Origin of the sequence: Microcoleus sp. PH2017_09_SFU_O_A (assembly GCF_020738625.1) — a bacterium.
In the GTDB taxonomy this organism is placed as follows: domain Bacteria; phylum Cyanobacteriota; class Cyanobacteriia; order Cyanobacteriales; family Microcoleaceae; genus Microcoleus.
This window is the reverse complement of sequence record NZ_JAEQCF010000022.1, coordinates 1-22882: the sequence shown is the minus strand read 5'-3', so window position 1 is coordinate 22882 and position 22882 is coordinate 1. Positions and strand designations below refer to the sequence as shown.

Genomic DNA, 22882 nt, shown 5'->3' with positions numbered 1-22882 from the left:
GCCCCTACGACTCAAAACTTCCCTTTTACCATGAACGATTACACAAAACTCCAAATTAGTCCCCCGCCAACCAGCAATACTGTCAAACCATAAAATGTCTGCCGCAGACGCCTGAGAATTGGTTCTAGTTCGTAGTTGACTATCAATTGGTCTTGAGCTAAAACTTCGGGAGTTTTAGGCCAAGATTGACAATCGTACCAGCCAGACTCTTCGTAGACGACTGTGGGATTGGAAAGTCGCGATCGCACGTAGAACCAACCCAAGTAAAGCCGCAGCAAAGCTAATCCTAGAATAAAACCGGCACCAGCGGCAGCGCACAGGGCAAACTGAACTGGATACTTCAGCGGAGCAAAGCTGGCTGCTGCTAAGGGCCCGGATACCAAGCAACTCCAACCCCATACCCAAGCAAGTTTTGCCAGATATGCGGGCAAATCGAGAGTTACCCAGCTAAAAAACCAGGATTCTGTAAGTTCTTGATATTCATTAACCGGGCGTTGTTCCTGGGGAACAGGACAAATAGAAACAGAAGTGTCTTTCACATTAGCGATCCTCTCGGCGCGGTGGAAAATTCAATGCGTTCGGCGTGTCCCCAGAACGCTTCTAAATTGTAAAATTCGCGCTCTTGAGGTTTCAAGATGTGGATAATCACGTCGCCGTAGTCCATGACGACCCAACTGGCGTCTGATAGCCCTTGTGTACGCAGCGGTAAGCGTCCCCATTCTTCTTCTACTTGGTCGGCGATGGCTTGGGAGATGGCTCGTACCTGGACGTTGGAGAATCCGGTGACGATCGCAAAGTAGTCAGCGAGATAGCATACTTCTGCGACGCCCAGCAATACAATATCAACTGCTTTGCGGTCATCGGCAGCTTGTGCAGCGGTCAATATCAGGCCGCGGGCTTCGTCTGGGATGGTGGCGTCGGTTACTGTGGACTGGGCCCGGGAGTATTCGAGTTGGGTTAGATCTGACATTAAGTGTTTAAGTTCCTAATTGATACGGTAAGGGGGAATTGGTGCGCTATTGGCTTTCGGTTGTTGGCAGTTTGAGACTGGAAATAGGAGTTAAATTCAAGCCAAAAGTAAGTACAGGATTGCTGGTAAATTTTACGTTTAACTTGTGATTTGTTCGATCGACTTTCCCGTCGATTTTCCTATTTCGGGCGATTGGGCGCGGGCCGTTTGCAGCGCCCAATTCCGCGTAAGTACGGTGCGCGGGTGAATGTAGCAGCGAGTTTCTAGCAAATATTTGAGAGAATGATCGCTAGTTTGCCACACGGCTGCATAAAGATTTTGGACGCTTGTCTCGCGCAGTGCTTCTAGTTCGGCTGTGTTGCCGCGGCTGGGTTCTATAGTGTCTGCTATAAATACGGTACAACTGAGCTGGCTCATGTTTGGTCTGCCGAGGGTATGATTGGCGATTGCGTCCAAAATTTCTCGATCGACCACCCCGAATTCGTCTCTAGCGACGATCGCGCTCGCGTCTGCGTGCAGCAAATGCGGGTGTGCTTCCAACACTGAGTCTAACTCTAAACCTTCCTTCTGAGCCATTTGCAGCAGCATTTGGGGTTTGAAGTATTTTGCCAAGTCGTGCAGCAGTCCTGCCGATCGAGCTTTTGCTTCGTCGAGGCCGTAATGGCGAGCCAAGTCTCCTGCTGTCTGTTCGACTCCGAGGATGTGTGTGATGCGGGCGGCAGGAACGCGCTGTGTGAGCCAAGCTAGGACTTTTTCGCGATCGAGTGCAAGTGTCAAATATTAACTCCCAACTTGTAGGATCTATTATTTTAGCGTTTTGTTTTAATGGACTGCGGTGTAGGGCTGACAGGGGTGCGGTGGCTTCTGGGATGGGGAGAGGTGAAGGGGGCGATCGGTTCTACCTAAACCCTTCAAAAATCTGTTAAAGTCGGTGGCTGTAACGACAAATTGTAGTTACCATAGACATCTGGCAAAAAGACAGTCAAGAACAGGCAGGATGCCTGTTCCACAATAATTATGCCAGAAGTCTAATATTTAGTAACAATCAATGAACAACGAATTTACTTCGAGCAAATCTCAAACTGACTGGCAACGCCTAGATGCCATGACTGATGAAGATATTGATTTCTTTGATTGCCCTGAAATTACGCCTGAAATGTTCGCGAAAGCATTAGTTCGGCGAGGTTTGCCCAACTCTAAGACTAAAGCTCAAGTGACCTTACGCATTGACAGTGATGTTTTGGAGTGGTTTAAATCTCAAGGTCGTGGTTATCAAACCCAGATCAACACCTTACTGCGAGAATACATGAAAGCCCATCAATAATGGATTTGCTATTTTTTGTATCGTTCTCATTTATTCTACTTTTAATCAGTGCCATCAAAGGTTATTTTATAGTTGCTCCGCTTCTAGCTTCGATGGCAATTTTGACGGTCATTTTGTTGCGGAGGGGATTTCCGCTAAAAACCTTAATCAAAATGGCTGTTGCTGGCAGTCAAAAATCTTTTTCAGTCATCGCTATTTTACTTTTAATCGGCGCAGTCATGGCTGTGTGGATGGCTGCGGGGACTGTTCCGGTTCTGGTATATTGGGGAATTAAATCGATCGACCCTCAGTATTTCATTTTTTGGGCGTTTATCTTAACCAGCGTTTTTTCTGTACTACTGGGAACATCTTTTGGTGCTGCGAGCACGATCGGCATTGCTTTGATGATAATCGCCAACGGCAGCGGTGTAAATCCGAATCCGATCGCCGGGGCGATTGTAGCGGGAGCTTATGTGGGCGATCGGTGTTCTCCGATGTCTTCGAGCGCTATTTTGATTGCCATCCTTACCAAAACCGAAATTTATACCAATCTCAAAAATATGGCGGTGACGGGCTTATTACCGCTGCTCGTTTCCAGCTTGTTGTATTTAATTTTATCGGCTTCAAATCCCGTCGAACTTTCCGGCAACAATTTGGCTTTGGAACTAGGCACAGCCTTCAATCTTAATTCGATAACTTTGCTGCCAGCCTTGACAATTCTCATACTTTGTGTACTGCGAGTCGAAGTCAAAATCGCGATGGCTGTTAGTATCATTACCGGAAGTGCGATCGCCTTTTTCGTTCAAGGTTATTCGCCGATCGAGATTCTGCAATTCGCGATCGCAGGATTTAAATTAGAATCAACTTCTAGTTTAAAAGATATTGTAGCAGGAGGAGGAATTTTGTCTATGGCAAAAGTTTCATTAGTTGTAGTTGTCTCGACAGCATTTGCTGGCATTTTTGCCGGCACCAGAATTTTAGAATTTGTGGAAGTGTCTCTCAATAAAGCTCGAACCAGAGGAGATTTATTTTTTGCCACAACAGTAATTAGCATTTTTTCAGCAGCCTTTGGTTGTACCCAGACGATCGCAATTATCTTGACCCATCAATTAGTGGAATCAAAGTACCGCCAACAAAAATTAGATGATTATCAACTTGCTGTAGACTTAGAAAATACCGCTGTTGTGATTTCCCCCTTAATTCCTTGGAATATTGCCGGATTAGTTCCAGCAACTGTCTTGGGTGTCAATTCGGATTTTATACCCTATGCGTTTTATTTATATCTGATTCCTTTATTTAATTTGATTCAACTGAAACTGGCTAAGGCACCTCATAAAAATTAACCAAAATTAAGAGATATCTTACATTCATTATCTCGCTTTTCTTAAAATTATCGGTGTTCATCTGTGTTGCGTCGGGAGCATCTCAGTTTTGCATCTGTAGTGCTGTCCCCGCTCGCGTGCTGATTGATATAGCAGGCGAGCGGGGACGCTCGCACTGCAATAAAAAATGCTTCTTGCAAAAATGAGATGCTCCCTGTTGCGTCTGCCTTAAATCTGCGATCGATCGCAGATGTATGCAATTGCTCGTCTACTTTGGCAGCGGTTGCAATATTTTCTCAGCATGACTTGCCGCCACCGCCGCAAATAAAGCCTCATAATGATTCAAAGCTTCCTCAAATCCGTAATTCTCCACAGCATACTTTCTACCTTGCTCGCCCAACGCATCCACCCGATCGCGATTTAAGAACAAATCCTCCACAGCATCAGCCAAAGCCTGCGGATCTTCCGGCGCTACCACCACCCCGCCACCGCTTTGCTGCACTGCTTTATGCGCCGTACCAGTTTCGGGAACGGACGCCAAAATTGCCCGACCGCTCGCCAGCAGCACTTGAATTTTTGAAGGCATATTAAAGTTAGTTACCCGGCGCTTTTGTACGACTAAACTAACATCCGCAGCAGCTAACATTTCGGGCAATTTTTCTCGCGGTTCAAACGACAGTAACATTACATTAGTAGCTTTGTAAGTTTCGCAATCTTTTTGCAAGCGCGTCAGTGCTGTTGATTCCCCCACAATTACAAAAGCAATTTCAGGTATGTGCTTCAAACGGGTCGCTGCTTTGACCACTGTTTGTAAGCCTTGGGTAAGGGCAATATTTCCAGCATAAAGAACCACAAACTTGCCATTTAGTTTGTGGGTTTCGCGAAAGGGGTTATTTTCTTTTGGTAAAGGGCGGATGAAATTGACATCAACCCAATTCGGAAGGCAAACTATTTTTTCCGGGGGTACTCCCTGAGAGTGCAATTTGCTGACAAAACCGCTGTCGATAACGCTGACTTGGCTGGCTGTGCTGTAGGCAAATTTTTCTAAGGCGTCCGCAATCTGAATTAGCAGTCCGTTTTTTTTCACCAAGCCGACGCGCACGGCTGCTTCTGAGACGATATCCTGTACGTTGAGGACGATCGGGATATTGCGAGTCCAGCCGTAAAAGGCCACTGGAACGCAAATCGGTAAAGGTGGCATTGTTGAGAAAATCACGTCGGGACGCCAGCCTCTGAATGCTTGGACGGCGCTGGATACGACAAAACTACCGTCTAGCAAAAGTCGGTCTAGCAGGCTGGGGTGAGGGCCGTTGACGCGCAGGTAACTCCGCTGAATAGTGACGCCGTTGTGTTCTTCGGTGAGGTAAAATTTGCCCCGATATTGCGGATAAATTCGCCGCTGGGGATAGTTGGGCATTCCGGTGACGACTCGAACTTGGTGCCCTCGCTTGACTAGGCCTTGGGCTAGTTCTGTCATCAAGGGGGCAATGCCGATCGGCTCTGGATAGTAGTTATAGGAATAAATTAGAATACGCATAATATATTTAGTTTGAAGCAAATAGTCCTGCCGCTCCTCTACTCGATCGTCCACCCGGTGAATTGCTGAGGAGGTGGTTGGGTGTCAGGGAGCATCGCAGGGGCGGCGCCCGGCCCTGCCGACGATCGCCAGAAGCCGCCCAGGCTCGGGCCCTGCCGGCGCCCTCAGATAAGGTTTTTACGCATTACCAGGCAGTTGGAGCGATCGTCGGTACGGATATAGTGCAGCTCGTCGGTGAGCTTGTACATAAACACCAGTCCCCTTTCTCCTTCTCTATCCAACGGATCGCGCTGCTCTTGCAGGATCGAGCGCAGCTTTGATTCCAGGTTGAAGGGTTGACCTCTGTCCCAAATCCTAATTTCTAAGTAGTCTGCAAACACTTTTACGTCAATGTCGATCGGCGTCTCGGGGGGCAAGTTCTGGTGAGCATGGCGGACAGCATTTGTAAACCCTTCATTAACAATCAGGCTGCACTGCCACCACAAGTCCTGTGGTATCAGCGGCAGAACAATATTCTCCAACCATTCCGAAACTTGTGTCAGAGCGTTCAGGTCTGTTGTAACCTGAAGGTCAAACTCGGCAATTGGTTGCTCGTCTTTCATTTTTCTTCTCCCTGGTCGCCCCCCACCACCGCTTTAGCCAGCGCAGGTTGGAGAGGAAAAGGAGGGCAAGGTCTTGGCAACATATTAGTTTAGTCAAGCTTGAATTGAAGAAGCCCGTTTTGCCTCAAGGTGAGCATTCCTTTCGCACCATTTACTCGATCGCGAAAATGAGAGACTTCCGATACTGTAACCCGCTTCGGTAGGACGTTTAAATCGGAAAATTTCCCGACTCAGCAGCTTGCGATGAGTTATTTCAGCTTCGACCGTGTTAGCAGTCGGTACTTTTCTCAACACACCTGAGTTCTTGTCGTCCTCGAAAACCCTGCTGGAGTCATTCGAGTACGACCTCGAACTCGCCAATTGCTAATTAATGCTCCGATCGCAGAGCTGGTAAATAGATGCACATTTTCTGTGTGAATTTTAACACTTAATACTAACGTAAGTATCGCGATCGATCGCCTACTTGACTAAGTATCAAGTTCGAGTTCCGGCTGTCGAGAAATCAACAGCAACTAAAATTTCAGCAATCGGTTGTTGACCGCTCTACATAGCGCCACTATTTTTGTTAAACAGCACAGTTATGGTTTTAACAATTAGTTTCAGGTCATACATCAGGCTCCAGTCTTGTTGGTATTTTAAATCTAAACGGATGACATCTTCAAAATCGCGGACTTTAGAGCGACCGTTGACTTGCCATTCGCCTGTCATTCCAGGTTTGACATCAAAACGCTGCCACTGAGGGACTTCGTAGCGCTCAACTTCGTCTGGAGTAGGCGGTCTAGTGCCGACTAGACTCATTTCGCCTTTGAGCACGTTCCAAAACTGTGGCAGTTCGTCGAGACTCGTTTTCCGCAAGATGCGTCCGACTTTGGTAATCCGCGGGTCGTTGTCATTTTTGAAAAATGCGCCAGAAGCTTGGTTTTTAATTTCGGCTTTCATGGCTTCGGCATTAGTACACATCGATCGAAATTTCCAAATCCGAAATCTTCTGCCCATCCAGCCGCAGCGGGTTTGTGCAAACAATATCGGGCCCGGATCGTTAATCGTGATGGCTGCCGCTATGGGTACAAACAAAATTCCTGTAATTATCAAACCGACGATCGCCCCAACGACATCTATCACCCGTTTCACCAACGACTGCACCGAGGGATGCGTCATCGGTAGCTGATTGTCGGAGGGGTGTGTCTCTATGGGAGTTGACGTTGCAGAAGGCTGCTCGATTGTCAGCACTTGATCTAGGCTGGTGAGAGCAAATACTGCCATCACCTGTGGCTTGAGGCTTCGGAGCACCAAGTCGCTGCCGCGCTGTTTGGAAAATTTCAGATTGCTGACTAAAGCACCGATCCCGCTACTGTCAATGAATGTCGTCTGACTGAAGTCTAGGACAATTTTGCTGGGAACGGTGTTTTCAGAGAAAAGTTGCTGGCAGGTTGTCTTGAAGTTTACGGCTTCAAGTACGCTCAAGCGCACGGGTATGTGAACCGAGGGAATCTCGTCCAAGTATGTAACCCGAAAATCTGTCTCTGGGGTTTGGCTGACCATGAAGTCCTAGTTTCAAATTTCAAGCTGATGTCTTTAGCCTATTGTGTCCTAGCCGCTCCACGTTTACCAAATATTGTTCCGATCTAAAGCCCAGCTTTATACAAACTTTACAAAAACCCTAAAAATGTGGCCGCCGAGCCTCGCCATATCACAGGTCAGGGTAGACTCAAGTCTACCGGTCATCAACCCGTCCAAGTTTTGGCGGAAAAATTTTGAACCCATCAGCTACCCAACTGTCCGGGCTGGAAGTATCTCATTTTTGCAAAAAGGATTTTTTTTAGTGCAGTCCCCGCTCGCGTGCTATGTATAGCACCAGAGCGGCGACTGCACAAAGGAATGAGAATTAAATAACTTACAATTTTTATTGTTGTTGTGGGATGGGCGTCCCGCCCGTCCTTTCTGGACAGGCGGGACGCCCATCCCACAAATATGTGTAAATTATTTAATTCGCGATCCTAAGAATGCCAAATTGAGATGCACCCCCGGGCTGGAAGTATCTGTCAAATCCGAATCAAGATTTTTGTGGATTCAGAGCGATTAATCTTGTCGTTAAGAATTTTCGAGCCTGTCTTGCAGGGGGAAAGTTACCGCAGCGAACAGCTAAAAGTTAACGGTTAACTGTGTAACAGGAATGTCAACAGTTAACCGTTAACTGGAAAACTCCGCACCAGAAGTCAGAGGAGTAGGTCAAGAATTGTAGACGTTTTCTGACTGGGAGGTTTCGCGGCTGATGGGTTGCACTTTGGCTTTGGCTTTGGCTGCGTTGCGTTTCAGGGCCTGGAGACGAGCTTCGTATTTAGCCCGTTGAGTTTTTTTGGAGGTTTGCTCGATTAAGGTTTTTAAGGCACTACCGAGGCTTTTATAAGCGTTTGGCAGAGTGTAGCCGAAGCGAGTGGCGAGGGTGAGAGCTTTTTCGTCAGCGTCTACTGCTTCTTTTAAACTTTTGTCTCCGTTGTTTTTTTGGTAAAGTCTCCAGCCGGAGACGCCGCACAAAGATAGGGCCAGTACCAGCAGCAAGCCGTCTTGCACCCAAAGTTCGCCGACGGCGCCGCCTAAACCGATCGCCAGAGCAGCCATTTCCCAACCGTCTCTGGGGATGGTGTCGTTTTGGATGCGGGCGACTTCATGCCAAAATAGGAGGTTTCGCTGATCCATTGCTAGCTGTTCCCAGCGGATCAGGTCTATCTGTATTTCTACCTGGTCTTTGCCTATTTCTTCGCTACGGATTAGGGTGGGATTAACTTCTATTGTTTTTTCTACTGTTACCCAACTTTGGAGTTCTGGGGGCAGTATATTTTTCAAGCGCCGGATCTCACTCATCTCGGCTCTTGCTGTAGAGGTTGCATAGGATGTCATAGCTCCGGCCTATTGATTTTCCAAAGGTTAATATGTGTCTATTTCTGGAGTATAGCAAACCTTGAATCCAAATATAGCCTCGTGGCGGGGGTCGATCGACCTTTTGGCAATTTTATTTGATTTTAGTCGTTGTGGGCGATCGATTTCTTCCGACTATTTCATCAACGGTTGAATTTCCTGCCGCAATTTCGACCAAGCCACCAAAACTTCCGGCTTAGAAGTAATCCCTTTTTGAACCAAAACAACTCCGTCCAATACTTCAGCAATTCCGTAAGAACCGTTCCGCAGAGCTTCGTCTGTAAAACGCACTGCCCCCCTAACTCTACCCCGATCCAGCGGAACTTTTAAATTATGCTGCTGCAACTGCCACAAATCTAACAGCGCATAATCGACATCGACTACCTTTCCCTCTTCATCTCGAAACTGCATCATTTCTAAACGGATGAGGTTTCTGCGACCCGAAAGGTGAGAAACTATGTAACCGCTTGTCGAAACGCTAGCAGCTTGCGGAATCAATTTTAGCACGGTTTGCAGGTCTGTGGCGTGTTCTAATTGCTCCGGCAAGGATTGATAAACCAAAGGATTAAAAGAATAAGGCGACAGAAAATACAAAGCCCCATAGGGATTGGAAGTCAAGGTAAATAATAGCGACAATCCAATACATCCAATCCAAAAACGGTGCAGCCTCGGTTTAAATCTTTCTGGATGTTCCGACCACCATAAAATTACAGCATAAACCAGTAAAGGAATCACGCTTAAGGTATAGCGAGTATTGATAGAAGTCGCTGATTTATTGTAAACTTGCACCAGCAGAACCAGCAAAGGAAAGCTTGACATAATCCAAGCTGGCAGCGAAACAACAGGTATAAATGCCAGCGGCAGCCACAAACCTAAAATAAACCTGATCCGCCTTTCTAAATCGTTAAAAAATACCTCAATTATAATTTGAGGTTGGGTAACGATCCCCCACAGCAGTTCCAGCGTAGACGGATTCTCTGTTTTGACGAATTTCCTAAAAAAATTAGCTAAGTAAAGCCGGGAATTGTCGTCAGAAAACATGGGCATCACAACATTGGTAATCAGCGAAACATAACTAAAACTCAACACGCACAGCGCTATTCCGGCTCGCAGATAGCGGCGGCTTACTATTAAATAAGCTCCGATTCCGAACAAACTAATTCCAGTTTCTTCGCGAATTCCTAACGTCAGCGCTGCAAAAATCCAAAACCACACCCACTTTTGCTTTTCTAAAGCTAACAGCAAACTAAATATAAATAGAGGAAGTTGGCAGTGTTCGTAAAAATTTCCCAGCGTCGGGCCTATTACACCATTTGCTCCGTAATAACTGGCTACTATCATTACCGACAGGGGAACAGATAGATAATGTCTTGCTAAAAGATACAAAACTATTCCGGCGGCGGCGATTAAAGCTACTTGCAAAACTATCAGGGTAACAGGGGATGGAAACAAGGCATAAATCGGCATCCAAATTAGAAAATTGATAACGAAGTGTTGCCCTAAATGGATGTAAGATGGAGATGACAGTTGTCTGTCTATCAGCGAGGCGCTGGAGGCGCCTGATGACAGGGAACTTTGAAAGAATCTGCCGTGTATGCTGTTCCAAAATACTTGGTTAAATAGGCCGTGATCGTAGGATGCTAAGAAGCTTTCGTAGCGAATTATGCTGAAAGTTAAAACTAATATAAAAAAAATCGCTGCTAGGATTGTAACTTGACGAAATCCTGTTTGATTGTTCCACGAGTCGAGAGGTTTGAATTTCATATTTTTTACTGCACCGATATTTTTTCTAAGGTTGATAGGACTTATCGACAAGTTGCCAGAAACCGGGTTTTTCGCCAAAATACTTGGCTCAAACCCTTAATAAGAGTTGAAAAACCCGGTTTCTTTAGTCGGAGCGATCAAGCCCTGGTTGACTGAAGTTGTGCTTAAATTCGGAAATAGAAATAAATTTGCCTTGGGTTTTAAGCTTGGTAAGGTATTTTTCTAGTTTGTCAACCATTTTGCTGCCTGAGTCTTTTTTGACGTAACCGGGTAATTTAAACTGGGAAATATCTGTGAATTCCCAGGGGTGAAAGTAGATGTTCAGATACGAGTCTGTTTCTAGCGTTAGCTTGGTTGCCAATTGTATCATTGACAGAGGAAAGTTTTTAAAGCTCAACCAAAATAACGGAAATCGGATCATAGGAGTGACTGAAATGGGAAGGTTGAGCAGTTTATTCGTATAATATGCAGTTCTGGATTTAGATAGATTATTGTATCTGCCTGGGATGTAAGTAGGATTCATTGAGGAGTTGTATTCGTAGCCTGCTTTTTCTATTTCTATGTCATCAACTGGCTGAAGTCTTGCCATCCTGAATCCAGTGACTTGAGTATTCGTTATTTCTTCTAAGGTTTGCTTTGATTTTTGTAAATCTTCGAGGCTAAATTGAGAGTGGTAAAAGCCGTGGGAGGCGATTTCGTGGTGTTTTGATAGTTCTCTGATTGTATCTCGGTTGTTGAGTGCAAAGTTGGCTGTCACAAAAAATGTGGCTGTAATCTCTAATCTGTCGAGAAGTGATATAATATTTGACAATCCTCGGCTAGATATTTCAAATTTGATTTCCTCTTCCAGGTGTTGACCGTATTCTTCAGGGATGTCAAATTCTTCTAGATCAAAACTCAACAATATTGATTTATTCATAGTAGCCTGCGCGGTCGTTGTATCTAATTTTAAACAAGCTGATCAGCATTTTTAGGGAATCTTTAAGTATGTTGACTTGAGAAAGTTTGTAGAGATGTTCTTGTGAAACTCGGGCGGGTATCTCACCAGTTGTATATCCTTTTTTGTGAGCTAAAAACAGCAGTTCTGCATCAAAGGAAAACCCGGTAATTGTTTGTCTTTTAAATATTTCTTGGGCTGGTATTTTCTTGAAGCCTTTGAGTCCGGCTTGCATATCTCTATATGGTAGATTCAGGATGGCTCGGGAAATTAAGTTAAATATTTTGCCAGCTATTTTTCTGAGTAAGGTAAGATTTCGGAAGTTGTCTCGATCGAGATTTCGGCAACCAATTACGACATCAAATTTTTCTAATTTTTCTACTAAGGGTTCGAGATGTTCGAGGGAGTATGCTAAGTCGCCATCCATGAAGCAAATGCAGTCGGCGTCTGCATCTTCGCATCCTTTTTTGACGGCATACCCTTTACCTTGACGGTTGCTGTAAGAAATTAGTTTGATGTGACGTGTGGGAAAAGCTTTGAGTTTGTTTTCTATAATTTGCAGTGTATTGTCGGTCGAGCCGTCATTAACAATGATAAAATTGTAAGCATAATTTTTTTGAGTAAATTCTAAAATTCTGTTAAAGGTTTGCTCTATGCAATTTGCTTCGTTGTAAACAGGCAGAATTACTGCGATTTTCATCATTGTTGTTCGATCGCGCTTTCGCAGAAGTATGCTACCACCTCGGGCAAGAAATCACAAGTACAGGACATCAGGTGTCAAAAAGTTAGCCAACAATAAATCTTGTCAAGTTTGAAGGGGGCTGCGGAAAAAGTACGATCGCCATAAATTGTATCATGGTAGGCTTGACCTAGCTCATCTTTAGGGGCGACACGGGCGATCGACAATCTAGACACTCCCAACATCTGAACTCGAAAAACCGTCATACTACCGCCTGAACTATATACCTTATGAGGTTGTAATTGTCAATGATAAATTATTTAGTTAACAAATGGCCCGAGTATTTTCAACCCGGTATGACGCCCCGAAAAAAACGTATTATTAGATTTTTACTAGCATTCCTCCTAACTTTCATCACCTATCAAGCAATCCTAGAAATCATCACAGTAGAAATTCCGATTTTCGGCTTTCACGATATAGTAGACCTGCGGAATCCCCAGGAAATACCGCCGCAGCGGCGAGACTTTCCCGGCGACTACAGCCAGCAAAACTTGGAACCCTTTTTAGATGACTTAGTTAGGCAGAACTATTGGTTTTTGTCAACCCAAGAGCTTTACGAGTATTTCATCGCCAATCCCAAAAAGCCGGTGCCGAGTGAATATCGCGATCGCAAAAAAGTTATGATTACCTTTGACGATGGCAACAAAAGCATTTATACGCACTTACTCCCGATTTTACAAAGACTCGAAAATAAATACAGCAGAAAAACTAAAGTAGTTGTATTTGTCAACTCCGGCTTTTTAGGTCGTCAAGACTCACTCATAAAAAAAGTAACTTGTCAGGACTTAAGAGACGGAATGCAAAAAGGATTTTATGACATTCAATCCCACGGACTGAACCACGAAAATCTTACAAAAATTTCTATGACAGCATTAGACAGAGAACTATCTCAAGACCAAATTAGACTCAGAAAATGCACCAAAGACTTAGATCCAAATCAAATAGTTGCGTCTCACATAGCCTACCCCTTTGGCGCAGTCAACAAAGAAGTTGACAAATATCTCGTCAAATACTTCTCATCAGGATACTTGTACGACAGTCTCAAATTAAAATTGCGGTTTTTTCCACCCAATAAATACCGGATTTCGAGATTAACAGTCAACAAAAAACACTCCGCAGAAAGACTCAGCAGCCTAGCTTCAGGAAGCTGGCTACACAAACTAATTGGCAAAAAATAAGCTATACAGCTTTTACAGTTATTCAATGAAGAATTGGTGAGTGCATTGGAACACGCAACATCGGAATCACAAAATAGCATCGAAAACCAAAAACCCTTAGCAATTGCTGCCGTTTCCCAACGCGCCGACGCACTGGATGCGCTGCGCGGACTAGCAGTATTAGCAATGGTTTTATCAGGTACAATAGCCCGCAAAACCTTACCAGCGTGGATGTATCACGCCCAATTACCACCACCAGACCATATTTTCAATAACAAACTGCCAGGATTAACCTGGGTTGACTTAGTTTTCCCCTTCTTTTTGTTTGCAATGGGCGCCGCGATACCGCTAGCTTTGTCGCGCCGCATCGCCAAGGGAGGGGATTTTAAAAAAGTAATATTCTCTATTTTGCAAAGAGGCTTTTTGTTAGCATCATTTGCGATATTTCTCCAACACATTCGCCCGACTACAATTAATCCAGACGAACCCAGCCCACAAAAGTGGTGGCTGGCTTTGTGCGGTTTTTTTCTATTATTTTTAATGTACGTTCGCTGGCCACAAAAATGGTCAACTTGGCTGTGGCGAGGGATGACAGTTGCTGGTTGGAGTGCCGGGATTAGCTTCATCTCTCATATCAAATATCCCGATGGTAGGGGAATTTCTTTTGAACGCAACGATATTATCTTGATGGTACTGGCAAATGTGGCGGTTTTTGGTTCTCTAATTTGGCTGTTTACTCGTTCAAATGTGTGGTTGCGAGTCGGATTTTTGGGCTTGCTGTTGGCAGCGCGGATGTCTTCTCATACTGACGGTTGGATTCAGTCTATTTGGCTGTACTCTCCTGCACCTTGGCTGTTTCAATTTGATTATTTAAAGTATTTATTTGTAGTGATTCCTGGTACGATTGTTGGAGATTTACTTGCAAGGTGGATAGAGTATCGTTCGCCGGAAGAGGCGAGTTATGCTAGCTGGAAGAGTTGGCGCTATTTTAGCATTATGATTTTGATGTTTGCTGTCAATTTAGTTTTGTTAGTTGGACTGCAAGCTAGATTGGTGTGGCAGGCTTCATTAGTGACGGTGGTATTGTGTTTGTGCGGTTTGCTTTTGTTGAGAAAGCCTCGGAATGTCACGGAAAATGTATTAAACCGCCTTTACAAATGGGGTTGTTATTGGCTGGTTCTGGGTTTGCTATTTGAGCCTTATGAAGGCGGAATTAAGAAAGATTCGGCGACGATGAGTTACTTTTTTGTAACGACTGGAATGGCGATTTTTCTGTTAATTGGGTTGACGATAATTATCGATGTGTTTCAGAAGAGATGCTTTTTGCAGTTGTTTATTGATAACGGGGTGAATCCGATGATTGGGTATGCGGGATTTGCCAATATTATCTGGCCGATTCTGGTGTTAAATGAATGGGAACCGATGATTATTGAGATGACTTCCACTGATCCGTTTATGGGGTTTTTGAGGGGTTTGGGATATACGGCGATTTTAGCGTTAATTGTGGTGGTGTTTACGAGGTTGAAACTATTTTTGAGGACGTGAGTTAATTAAAGGGCGAGTTTATCTTCAGCTATTGTAGCGGAATGATTTAACCGCAGAGAACACAGAGGACGCAGAGGGAGAGAATGGATCGTGACTTACGCACGGGGTTCATAAACCTGGTTTTTGGTCTCCCATGCGTAACTTCTAGGAAAGTGACTTTAAAATGCCACTTTCTAATTGATAAATCGCTGCCATAATTCCAGTTTCAGGATTGGTTAACAGGGATTTTTTGACATCTTTCAAGTAACTTACAAGGTGTTCGCGCAAAATTGGTCTTTCTATTGTGACTGTATGATTGTAATCCCACAAATCCCACATGATAATCCCGACACCGACAATCGGGTCGATTAAACCTACTCCTAGCTGACTTGCAACTGTACCGCCTGTTTTTGTTGCTATTTTGGCGGCGGCTTTGCTGGCAACTTTTGCTGTAACTTTGCTGCCGACTTTGGTTGCTACTCCCAATATTAATGGTTTAGCAATTAAGTAACCGCTGCCGCCAACTAATACTTTTAATGATAAATTTGAGACGTTTCCTTTGTCGCTAATTGTGGTGGCAATGTCGTTCAGATATTTGTCCCACTGTACTTGTGGGATGTTATAGTTGTTTTGAACTACTTTGACATTTTTGCTGACTTCGGCTATGTACAAGTTAGCAGTATCTTGAGTGATTAATTGAAATTTCAATTGAGCATTTTTGGGAACCAGCACGCGGTTAGCAAATTCTCTTTGGAAGTCTTCTGTTAATTTTTCGGAAACAGCGCGAGATGCTGCTGTCATGTCAAATCGGTTGAGTACGGCGGATTTGACGAAGTTGAAAGGTACTGTAAACTCCATCTTTTTTTGGTTGAAGTAATCGAAGTACCAATCGAGGAAGCTGTTGTCTACTCGTGCTATTACTTCGGTTTCCCATTTGTCCAATTCTTTTGATGCGAAAGCCTCGGCTGTTGTATTGGCTTTTTGGATGGCGTTTTTAATGTCTTGGTTGACTTTGCTGAAGTCGTGGGGCGGTGAGACTACAACGGTTGTGGTTGCCGTATTTGTTAGCGACTGGGAGATGAGAAAGTTGCCTAGTAGGGGAATGATGACTACTATAATTACAACTGTCCAAATCATCGGCGTCACGGTTTTGATAAACTGGGTGATGACTTTGAGACGTTCTGTTTTCTCTGAATAGCTGATTTTTTCGCTGTCTCGACTCATGGCGGTTCGTCAATTGATGAGATTTTGGGGCTAGTTTTGATTATAGGCGGCGTTTTGGGCGATCGTGTTGCGGGCGCGTGGGCTCGGATTCTGGAGGGGTTGGGGGGAAAGTGCACCCTTTCAGCCCTGACTGTATAATAGTCATAGCCTTAGCTATAGCTCAGGTACTGACTTCCCCAAAAGTATAAAAAAACATGGTTCACAAAATAGCTCTATTTAATCACAAGGGTGGCGTTAGCAAAACAACCACTACATTTAATTTAGGATGGATGTTAGCCACCAAGGGAAAAAAAGTAATCATAGTGGATGCCGATCCGCAATGTAACCTGACAGGAATGGTTTTGGGATTTTCAACCAAGGAAGAACTAGAGGGATTATATGAAAAAAACCAGAATATTAAATCAGGATTAGCACCTGCATTTGAATCAAGACCTAAGCTAATTGAAGCTGTAGATTGTTTGCCAGTAGAAGGGTGCGATGGTTTGTTTTTGTTACCAGGTCATGTTGGACTTGCTGAATATGAGGTAACATTAGGCATTGCACAAGAGCTAAGCGGTTCAATTCAAACACTGCAAAACTTACCGGGTTCAATTTCATATCTTTTGCAAAAAACAGCAGATAAATTTGAGGCTGATTATATTTTGATTGATATGAGTCCAAGTTTAAGCTCAATCAATCAGAACTTACTGATGACCAGTGATTTTTTTATACTTCCCACAAGTCCAGACTTCTTTTCAGTAATGGCGATCGATTCTTTGGCAAAAATCTTGCCAAAATGGTATGCTTGGGCTCAGAAAGCTTCAGAAATGATGATTTTGAAAGATGCCGCCTATCCATTTCCCAAAGTTACACCGCGCTTGCTTGGGACTGTAGTTCAAAACTATCGAATAATACGTCAAGAACCCGCTGCTGCTTTTCAGAAGTGGATAGATGGAATTGAAGAAGCTGTTTCTACTAGATTAGTACCATCTTTGCAAGAAAATCATATGCTACTAAGTAATCAGATGTACAATTCTCAAGCAATTGGCCGTGATTTATGCCTTGCAAAAATTTCTGATTTTAACAGCCTTATTGCTAAGTCTCAAGAGCATCAAACACCAGTTTTTGCTCTCACGCCAGAGCAAATAGGGCGGCCTGGTATAGTTTTGGAAAAGACTTTAGGAGCGCAAGAAGAGTTCAAAAAAGTTTTTTCAACACTGACGGACAGAGTTATTGGGTTAACGTGCCATGCAGTCAGCAATTGATCTATTTCGCATCAGTATTGCTCGCGTTCGGGATCTGATTGCTGTGCATAATTCTCTAAAAGCTCAAACTAGCAATGTTCTGGATCTTTCAGATATGCTGAGAGCTGCACTTGTTCTAGCGGTGAGCGCTTTGGACTACTATATCCATGAAGTTGTCAGGATAGGTATGTTAGAGATTCATCGCGGGCAACGTCTTGAACCGCCAGCATTTTCGGGGTTTCAAATTTCACTGGGTAACGCTCGTACAGGTATAAACGCAGGACAAAATATTGATTCCTGGTTAGAAGATGAAATTCGCCAACGCCACAGCTACAAAAGTTTTCAGCAGCCAAATGCTATAGCTGATGCTGTCCGGCTGATTTGCGATAAAAAGTTGTGGGAAGAAGTCTCTATTAACATGGGTAGCCCTGCTAAAGATATAAAACAAAAACTAATTCTAATTGTCGATCGCCGAAATAAGATAGCACATGAAGCAGATATAGATCCTACTTTATCGTTAGGGAATCGCTGGCCTATTGATGAACTATTAGTTAATGAAGCGGTTAATTTTCTTGAGCAAGTCGTTGAGAGCATACACAAGATATTTTAACCCGCGACTATCGATAATTCCTCGGCAGTTCATAAAAAAAGAGTTAACTTTTAGCCTGCTTTACTTAATACAACCAGAATGTACCGATCAAGACTAACTCCTTCCCTTTCCGCTTTTTCTGCTAAACTTAAATGTAGAGATTTAGGAATTTGTAAAGATAGACTTCCGCTATACTCAACCTCCGTTGTAGGTAAAGGAATCTCATGCCCGCACTCATAAGCAGTCTCTATCCACAATTCTCTAGCTTCCTCAATATTCTCCATTGCTTCTGACAAAGTTTCTCCTACAGACATACAACCTGGAAGGTCTTTGATAAGGACTGTATAACCTCCTTCTGGATCTGGGTAAAGACTTATAGCATATCTCAGGCTCAAGTAATATTCTAAAGATTTATTCTTCAATTCTATCTTCTGATTCATTGCTCCAATCCTCCAGTTTCAATAGCGCAACAATTTGCTTTACGTATACTCCTTTTACCTTTTTACCACCTTTTTTAGGAACTGTAATATTTAATCCATCAGCATTGACAAAAGTATGATGACTTCCTTTCGATCGCTTTTCTTCAAAGCCAAAAGCAGTTAGGATATAGCACACATCGTCAAACCGCACTTCTGGTGGATTTGCTAAAAATTGTTCTACCAGTTTTCCTAACTTGCCCATAAATTTTTATGGATGCTTACACTATTCTAATAAATAAGGGCGGGCATTGCCCACCCTCGCGCTGAATCAGGTGTTATTTAGAAACTAAACCTTAGCTTCATTCTTCACCAAATCACCCCAACCCAAATCCTTCAGCGAATTATTCCGGCGCAGCGGACGAGTCACCAACTCCAGAATATCCCGCGCATTACCAAAGCCGTGAATCTGAGCAAAAGTAAACTCAACTGACCATTTAGTATTGATTCCCCGCGCTTCCAAAGGATTAGCGTGAGCCATACCGGTAATCACCAAGTCTATATTCTGCGCGTAAATCCGCTGTAGCTGATTGTAATTGTCCGGTTTCTCGACAATCCGAGGAGTCGGAACTCCCATCTCGTGACAGGTTTTTTCTAACAGCGCCAATTCGGCGGCTTGATAGCGCTTGTCCATGTAAGGAATGCCGATTTCTGGGCAAGTCATGCCGCAGCGAATCAAGAAACGTGCTAAAGAAATCTCTAGCAAGTTGTCGCCCATGAAGAAGACTGATTTGCCGCGAATGATTTGCAGATAATCTTCTAAGCCCGCCCAGATTTGTGCTTCCCGTTCGTCTAAACCTTTTGGTTCTATGTTGAGTACGGAGCAAATTTTTTCAATCCAAGCGCGAGTTCCGTCTGGCCCGATCGGGAATGGAGCACCAATTAGCTTACACTTACGACGGCGCATCAACGTCGAAGCGGTACGGGACAAGAACGGATTCATGCCAGATACATAATAACCTTCTTCCAGAACTGGCAATTCAGTGTAGCGTTTGGAAGGAAGCCAACCAGAAACTTTGATGCCTTGCTTCTTCAATTCTAAGGTTAGCTGAGTCACAACCGGATCGGGCAAAGAACCGAAAAGTACCAGCGGTGTGTGCTTGACATATTCCGATTCATCTGCTGCAACTTCCTCTTTTTTCTTGCCGAAATTCAGCAGTTGAGAGATGGCGTTGCGTTCTACTTTCTGAGATTCCATCACTGGCGCTTTCTCAGGGCATTTAGCAGCCATCGCTGCTAAAACTGTATCTTCACCTTGAGTAAAGGCGTAATCCAAGCCGTTAGCGCGGGCTGTGACGATGGGAATGCCAATTTCGGCTTCCAGCTTCGGCGCCAAGCCTTCTAAGTCCATTTTGATGATTTCGGTGGTGCAAGTGCCGATCCAGACAATTACGCTGGGGTTACGATCGCGCTTAATTTGCAAGCACAGCCGCTTCAACTCATCAAAATCGTTTAATTGAGCGGAAATGTCGCCTTCTTCCAACTCAGCCATCGCATAGCGCGGTTCGGCAAAAATCATCACGCCCATGGCGTTTTGCAAGAAATAGCCGCAAGTCTTGGTACCGATGACTAGGAAAAAGCTATCTTCAATTTTTTGATAAAGCCAAGCTACGCAGCTAATCGGACAAAATGTGTGATAATTACCAGTTTCGCATTCAAAGTTTAAAGCTTCTGGCTCAGTAGTCGTAATTGCAGTCATATTTCAAATGTTCTCCATTTAAATTGTTTTTCGTCTTGAACTTTCCCAGGCTAGGCTAGCGAGGAAATAGCTGTATTTGGCGATCGCGCGATCGCAGAACAATAATAGAAATACCTGGTTTTGGCGTAATTCCTGTGAAAAATAGATGCAGCAAACTGAATATTTTCGCAGCAGCAGCATCTAAAATTCCAGCTCAAAAATTCTGCGCGAGGGCTTGTAATCCCTCACAGCAGGGATTTAGTGTTTTTCAACTCGCTAAGCTAAAAACCATTTTGGTGGTTGTGAGTTTGAGTCAATTAAAATTTAACAATTAAAATTTAACAACTCGCAACTCACAACTCACAAATAGGCGGGAAAACTCCCGACTAGGATAGACTTTGGCGATCGCAACAACCTTACTTAAAATCCGACAAAAAGCCCGAAATCTCTTCATCCTCATCATCAGAATCCAAATCACCGAGACCTAGAGCATCTAAATCATCTTCATCAGGATCTCCGGTAGTTGCTTCCCCCAAATCGTCTAGTCCGAGTTCGTCGAGGTCATCGTCATCAGATACAGAGAAATCGTCAAGACCATCTTCGTCCAAGTCGCCCAGATCCATATCTAGGTCATCTGAGGTCGTAGCCCCAAACGGATCGGGTATTGCTTCGGCGACAAACTCTGCATCTTCTTCCCCAAACGGATCGGATATCCCCGCTTCGAGATCCCCAGAGGTCAAAGTCCCAAATTCTGAGGCTTCATCTTCCTCGTCATCGAGGTCGAGACCGCCCAAAGCCGAGCCTTCATCTTCCTCATCGTCGAGGTCGAGACCGCCCAAAGCTGAGGCTTCATCTTCCTCATCATCGAGGTCGAGACCGCCCAAAGCTGAGGCTTCATCTTCCTCATCGTCGAGGTCGAGACCGCCCAAAGCTGAGGCTTCATCTTCCTCGTCATCGCCCATATCGAAGTCTGATATGGCGTCTTCCTCATCCTCGCCCATATCGAAGCCAGATATGCCGTCTTCCTCATCCTCGCTCATATCAAAGTCTGATATGCCGTCTTCCTCATCGTCCCCGAGAGCGAGACCGTCCAAAGCCGAGGCTTCTTCTTCCTCATCCTCGTCCATGTCGAAGTCGGAGACAGATTCTTCCTCATCCTCGTCCATGTCGAAGTCGGAGATAGATTCTGCCTCGTCCTCGTCCATGTCGAAGTCGGAGATAGATTCTGCTTCGTCCTCGTCCATGTCGAAGTCAGAGACTGCTTCTTCCTCATCCGGTCTCAGTGCGTTAACAGCAGCAGCCAGACCAGCGACTCCGGCGACTCCGGCGACTACTCCGGCTGCTGTTAACGCCGCACCGCCTAATTTATTAGATTTGGCATCAGCAGTTGGAGCGGCTGCGGGTGCAGCAGTTGCAGTTGGAGCGGCTGCGGGTGCAGCAGTTGCAGTTGGAGCGGCTGCGGGTGCAGCAGTTGCAGTTGGAGTGGCTGCGGGTGCAGCAGTTGCAGTTGGAGCGGCTGCGGGTGCAGCAGTTGCAGTTGGAGGTTGACCGGCTACCTGTGGCACGGTACTTGAAGGCATACCCAGTGCTAGATCCGGGTCAAAATTTAGACCCAAGACTTCGATCAGGCTGTCTGCATCCGGCTTGAGTTTTGAGAAGGGCAGCATTAATTGCTGGAGTTCCGGCTCCAGGGCAGCCGCAATTCCCAGGATGAGGTAAGAAACAGGCCTTTTCCCGCCGTCGGGTGTGGCGACCGTGTTGTCAGCCGTCATGTGCAGGAGCAGCCAAGTCCGATTTGCCTGGTAGTAGTCCAACCACTTCTGTTTGAGAGCAACTGAAAAAGTATCAAAAAAAGCCATAACCTCTTTATCCTCATCCTGATCGCTAGACCTATTAAACCATCATCAGGTCTAGCTCATCTTCCTCCTTCTTGACCACTGGTTGCACAGGATTTAGATAAAAATCTGACAACAAGGAGAATAATTCGCGATCGGGCGTGTCGTTGGGCACTACTCCTTCGGGCATTGCCAAAATTTGGTCGGCGATGTTGAGGTAGTAATCGCAGACGTAGTTGAGGGAGGGATCGCTCTCGGCCATCTCAAACAAAGTCTTGCCTTTGACGCGAGAAACGCGGATGTCTTCAATTAGCGGCAGGACTTCGAGCACTGGCATGGGTACAGTGTCGATGTACTTGTCGATCAAATCGCGCTTGGAGGTGCGGTTGCCAATTAGACCGGCGAGGCGCAACGGGTGAGTGCGGGCTTTTTCGCGAACTGAGGCGGCGATGCGGTTGGCTGCAAATAATGCGTCGAATCCGTTGTCGGTCACAATCATGCAGTAGTCGGCGTAGTTCAATGGGGCAGCAAAACCGCCGCACACTACGTCGCCGAGTACGTCGAACAGGATGATGTCGTATTCCTCAAAGGCGTTGAGTTCTTTGAGCAGTTTAACGGTCTCTCCGACTACGTAGCCGCCGCAACCAGCTCCTGCGGGCGGGCCGCCTGCTTCTACGCAGTCAACGCCGCCGTAGCCTTTGTAGATGACATCTTCGGGCCAAACGTCTTCGTAGTGATAGTCCTTTTCCTGAAGGGTGTCAATAATTGTGGGGATCAAGAAGCCCGTGAGGGTAAATGTGCTGTCGTGCTTTGGATCGCAACCGATTTGCAAAACTTTCTTGCCGCGTTTGGCTAGGGCAACGGAGATGTTGCAGCTTGTTGTCGATTTGCCAATTCCACCTTTTCCGTAAACTGCGAGTTTCACTCTTTTTTTCTCCTATAGGTTTCTATCAAAACGATCGGGCTGGGGTTTGACGCTTTGATGTTGCGATCGCTACGCCTCTAATCGCCAATTAATTGGACAAACGTGGACTCAGCATACAAAAGAAAACCTTGGCACCTCAAAAGTGGTCATTCTTTTTGGCA

The 22882-nt window shown here is 45.0% G+C and carries 25 protein-coding genes; 6 read left to right on the top strand and 19 right to left on the bottom strand.

Annotation, left to right across the window (positions count from 1 at the left end):
• Nucleotides 1-38: 38 nt before the first annotated feature.
• The 3 genes from JGK16_RS10915 to yqeK form a co-directional block, all read right to left on the bottom strand.
• The gene (locus JGK16_RS10915) at nucleotides 39-539 is read right to left on the bottom strand and encodes a CGLD27 family protein (RefSeq protein ID WP_293183265.1); all 501 of its coding nucleotides are present in this window, start codon (nucleotides 537-539) and stop codon (nucleotides 39-41) included.
• A complete protein-coding gene (rsfS, locus tag JGK16_RS10910) occupies nucleotides 536-970 on the bottom strand; it encodes a ribosome silencing factor (RefSeq protein ID WP_293183263.1) in 435 nt (144 codons plus the stop codon). Before rsfS ends, JGK16_RS10915 begins: the two co-directional genes overlap by 4 nt.
• A 138-nt stretch (nucleotides 971-1108) precedes the next feature.
• Entirely contained in the window at nucleotides 1109-1747 is a 639-nt protein-coding gene (gene yqeK, locus JGK16_RS10905; protein ID WP_293190532.1) for a bis(5'-nucleosyl)-tetraphosphatase (symmetrical) YqeK, read from the bottom strand.
• A 271-nt stretch (nucleotides 1748-2018) separates the two neighbouring features.
• On the opposite strand from yqeK, the gene JGK16_RS10900 reads away from it, so the two are divergent.
• Both JGK16_RS10900 and JGK16_RS10895 read left to right on the top strand, forming a co-directional pair.
• On the top strand, nucleotides 2019-2294 hold the full coding sequence (locus JGK16_RS10900; RefSeq protein ID WP_293183259.1) for a BrnA antitoxin family protein: 276 nt from the start codon (nucleotides 2019-2021) through the stop codon (nucleotides 2292-2294).
• Complete coding sequence (locus tag JGK16_RS10895) at nucleotides 2294-3616, top strand: Na+/H+ antiporter NhaC family protein (RefSeq protein WP_293190531.1); 1323 nt, start codon at nucleotides 2294-2296, stop codon at nucleotides 3614-3616. Before JGK16_RS10900 ends, JGK16_RS10895 begins: the two co-directional genes overlap by 1 nt.
• 247 nt (nucleotides 3617-3863) lie before the next feature.
• On the opposite strand, the gene JGK16_RS10890 is transcribed toward JGK16_RS10895, so the two are convergent.
• The 9 genes from JGK16_RS10890 to JGK16_RS10850 all read right to left on the bottom strand — a co-directional run bounded on the left by JGK16_RS10890 (nucleotide 3864) and on the right by JGK16_RS10850 (nucleotide 12296).
• Nucleotides 3864-5132 carry a WcaI family glycosyltransferase gene (locus JGK16_RS10890; RefSeq protein ID WP_293183255.1) on the bottom strand — a complete coding sequence of 423 codons (1269 nt, stop codon included), beginning with the start codon at nucleotides 5130-5132 and terminating at the stop codon, nucleotides 3864-3866.
• A 164-nt stretch (nucleotides 5133-5296) separates the two neighbouring features.
• Nucleotides 5297-5734, bottom strand: coding sequence for an ATP-binding protein (locus JGK16_RS10885; RefSeq protein ID WP_293183253.1), 438 nt, complete (start codon nucleotides 5732-5734; stop codon nucleotides 5297-5299).
• 93 nt (nucleotides 5735-5827) lie between these two features.
• Nucleotides 5828-6028, bottom strand: a complete 201-nt coding sequence (locus tag JGK16_RS10880; protein ID WP_293183251.1) for a hypothetical protein — start codon at nucleotides 6026-6028, stop codon at nucleotides 5828-5830.
• A 249-nt stretch (nucleotides 6029-6277) separates the two neighbouring features.
• The gene (locus JGK16_RS10875) at nucleotides 6278-7276 is read right to left on the bottom strand and encodes a sugar transferase (protein WP_293183249.1); all 999 of its coding nucleotides are present in this window, start codon (nucleotides 7274-7276) and stop codon (nucleotides 6278-6280) included.
• Nucleotides 7277-7963: 687 nt separating this feature from the next.
• Nucleotides 7964-8632, bottom strand: a complete 669-nt coding sequence (locus JGK16_RS10870; protein WP_293183247.1) for a DUF3318 domain-containing protein — start codon at nucleotides 8630-8632, stop codon at nucleotides 7964-7966.
• Between the two features lie 153 nt (nucleotides 8633-8785).
• Nucleotides 8786-10414 (bottom strand): DUF2079 domain-containing protein, encoded by a 1629-nt coding sequence (locus JGK16_RS10865; RefSeq protein ID WP_293190530.1) that lies wholly within the window; start codon nucleotides 10412-10414, stop codon nucleotides 8786-8788.
• A 124-nt stretch (nucleotides 10415-10538) separates the two neighbouring features.
• Nucleotides 10539-11333, bottom strand: a complete 795-nt coding sequence (locus tag JGK16_RS10860) for a polysaccharide deacetylase family protein (RefSeq protein ID WP_293183243.1) — start codon at nucleotides 11331-11333, stop codon at nucleotides 10539-10541.
• Nucleotides 11326-12054 (bottom strand): glycosyltransferase, encoded by a 729-nt coding sequence (locus tag JGK16_RS10855; RefSeq protein WP_293190529.1) that lies wholly within the window; start codon nucleotides 12052-12054, stop codon nucleotides 11326-11328. The genes JGK16_RS10860 and JGK16_RS10855 overlap by 8 nt, the downstream gene beginning before the upstream one ends.
• Before the next feature lie 74 nt (nucleotides 12055-12128).
• Complete coding sequence (locus tag JGK16_RS10850) at nucleotides 12129-12296, bottom strand: hypothetical protein (RefSeq protein ID WP_293183239.1); 168 nt, start codon at nucleotides 12294-12296, stop codon at nucleotides 12129-12131.
• 90 nt (nucleotides 12297-12386) lie between these two features.
• Here JGK16_RS10850 and JGK16_RS10845 point away from each other — a divergent pair, with 90 nt between their 5' ends.
• A complete protein-coding gene (locus JGK16_RS10845) occupies nucleotides 12387-13268 on the top strand; it encodes a polysaccharide deacetylase family protein (RefSeq protein WP_293190528.1) in 882 nt (293 codons plus the stop codon).
• Between the two features lie 36 nt (nucleotides 13269-13304).
• The gene (locus tag JGK16_RS10840; RefSeq protein ID WP_293190527.1) at nucleotides 13305-14792 is read left to right on the top strand and encodes a DUF5009 domain-containing protein; all 1488 of its coding nucleotides are present in this window, start codon (nucleotides 13305-13307) and stop codon (nucleotides 14790-14792) included.
• 144 nt (nucleotides 14793-14936) lie between these two features.
• Here the strand turns inward: JGK16_RS10840 and JGK16_RS10835 are convergent, their stop codons facing one another.
• On the bottom strand, nucleotides 14937-15995 hold the full coding sequence (locus JGK16_RS10835; RefSeq protein WP_293190526.1) for a hypothetical protein: 1059 nt from the start codon (nucleotides 15993-15995) through the stop codon (nucleotides 14937-14939).
• 194 nt (nucleotides 15996-16189) lie between these two features.
• Between JGK16_RS10835 and JGK16_RS10830 the strand changes: the two genes are divergently transcribed.
• Together JGK16_RS10830 and JGK16_RS10825 are read left to right on the top strand one after the other, a co-directional pair.
• Entirely contained in the window at nucleotides 16190-17239 is a 1050-nt protein-coding gene (locus JGK16_RS10830) for an AAA family ATPase (RefSeq protein ID WP_293190525.1), read from the top strand.
• On the top strand, nucleotides 17223-17828 hold the full coding sequence (locus JGK16_RS10825; RefSeq protein ID WP_293190524.1) for a HEPN domain-containing protein: 606 nt from the start codon (nucleotides 17223-17225) through the stop codon (nucleotides 17826-17828). Before JGK16_RS10830 ends, JGK16_RS10825 begins: the two co-directional genes overlap by 17 nt.
• Before the next feature lie 50 nt (nucleotides 17829-17878).
• Here the strand turns inward: JGK16_RS10825 and JGK16_RS10820 are convergent, their stop codons facing one another.
• From JGK16_RS10820 to bchL, 6 genes are all read right to left on the bottom strand, one after another.
• Nucleotides 17879-18247 carry a type II toxin-antitoxin system HicB family antitoxin gene (locus tag JGK16_RS10820; RefSeq protein WP_293190523.1) on the bottom strand — a complete coding sequence of 123 codons (369 nt, stop codon included), beginning with the start codon at nucleotides 18245-18247 and terminating at the stop codon, nucleotides 17879-17881.
• Nucleotides 18219-18488: a type II toxin-antitoxin system HicA family toxin gene (locus JGK16_RS10815; RefSeq protein WP_293190522.1), complete on the bottom strand. Its 270-nt coding sequence runs from the start codon at nucleotides 18486-18488 to the stop codon at nucleotides 18219-18221. Before JGK16_RS10815 ends, JGK16_RS10820 begins: the two co-directional genes overlap by 29 nt.
• An 84-nt stretch (nucleotides 18489-18572) precedes the next feature.
• Nucleotides 18573-19982, bottom strand: coding sequence for a ferredoxin:protochlorophyllide reductase (ATP-dependent) subunit N (locus tag JGK16_RS10810; RefSeq protein WP_293190521.1), 1410 nt, complete (start codon nucleotides 19980-19982; stop codon nucleotides 18573-18575).
• A gap of 18 nt (nucleotides 19983-20000) precedes the next feature.
• Nucleotides 20001-20162, bottom strand: coding sequence for a hypothetical protein (locus JGK16_RS10805; RefSeq protein WP_293203065.1), 162 nt, complete (start codon nucleotides 20160-20162; stop codon nucleotides 20001-20003).
• Between the two features lie 215 nt (nucleotides 20163-20377).
• A complete protein-coding gene (locus tag JGK16_RS10800) occupies nucleotides 20378-21820 on the bottom strand; it encodes a DUF5331 domain-containing protein (protein WP_293190520.1) in 1443 nt (480 codons plus the stop codon).
• Between the two features lie 34 nt (nucleotides 21821-21854).
• Nucleotides 21855-22721, bottom strand: a complete 867-nt coding sequence (gene bchL / locus JGK16_RS10795) for a ferredoxin:protochlorophyllide reductase (ATP-dependent) iron-sulfur ATP-binding protein (RefSeq protein ID WP_265237962.1) — start codon at nucleotides 22719-22721, stop codon at nucleotides 21855-21857.
• Nucleotides 22722-22882 lie beyond the last annotated feature (161 nt).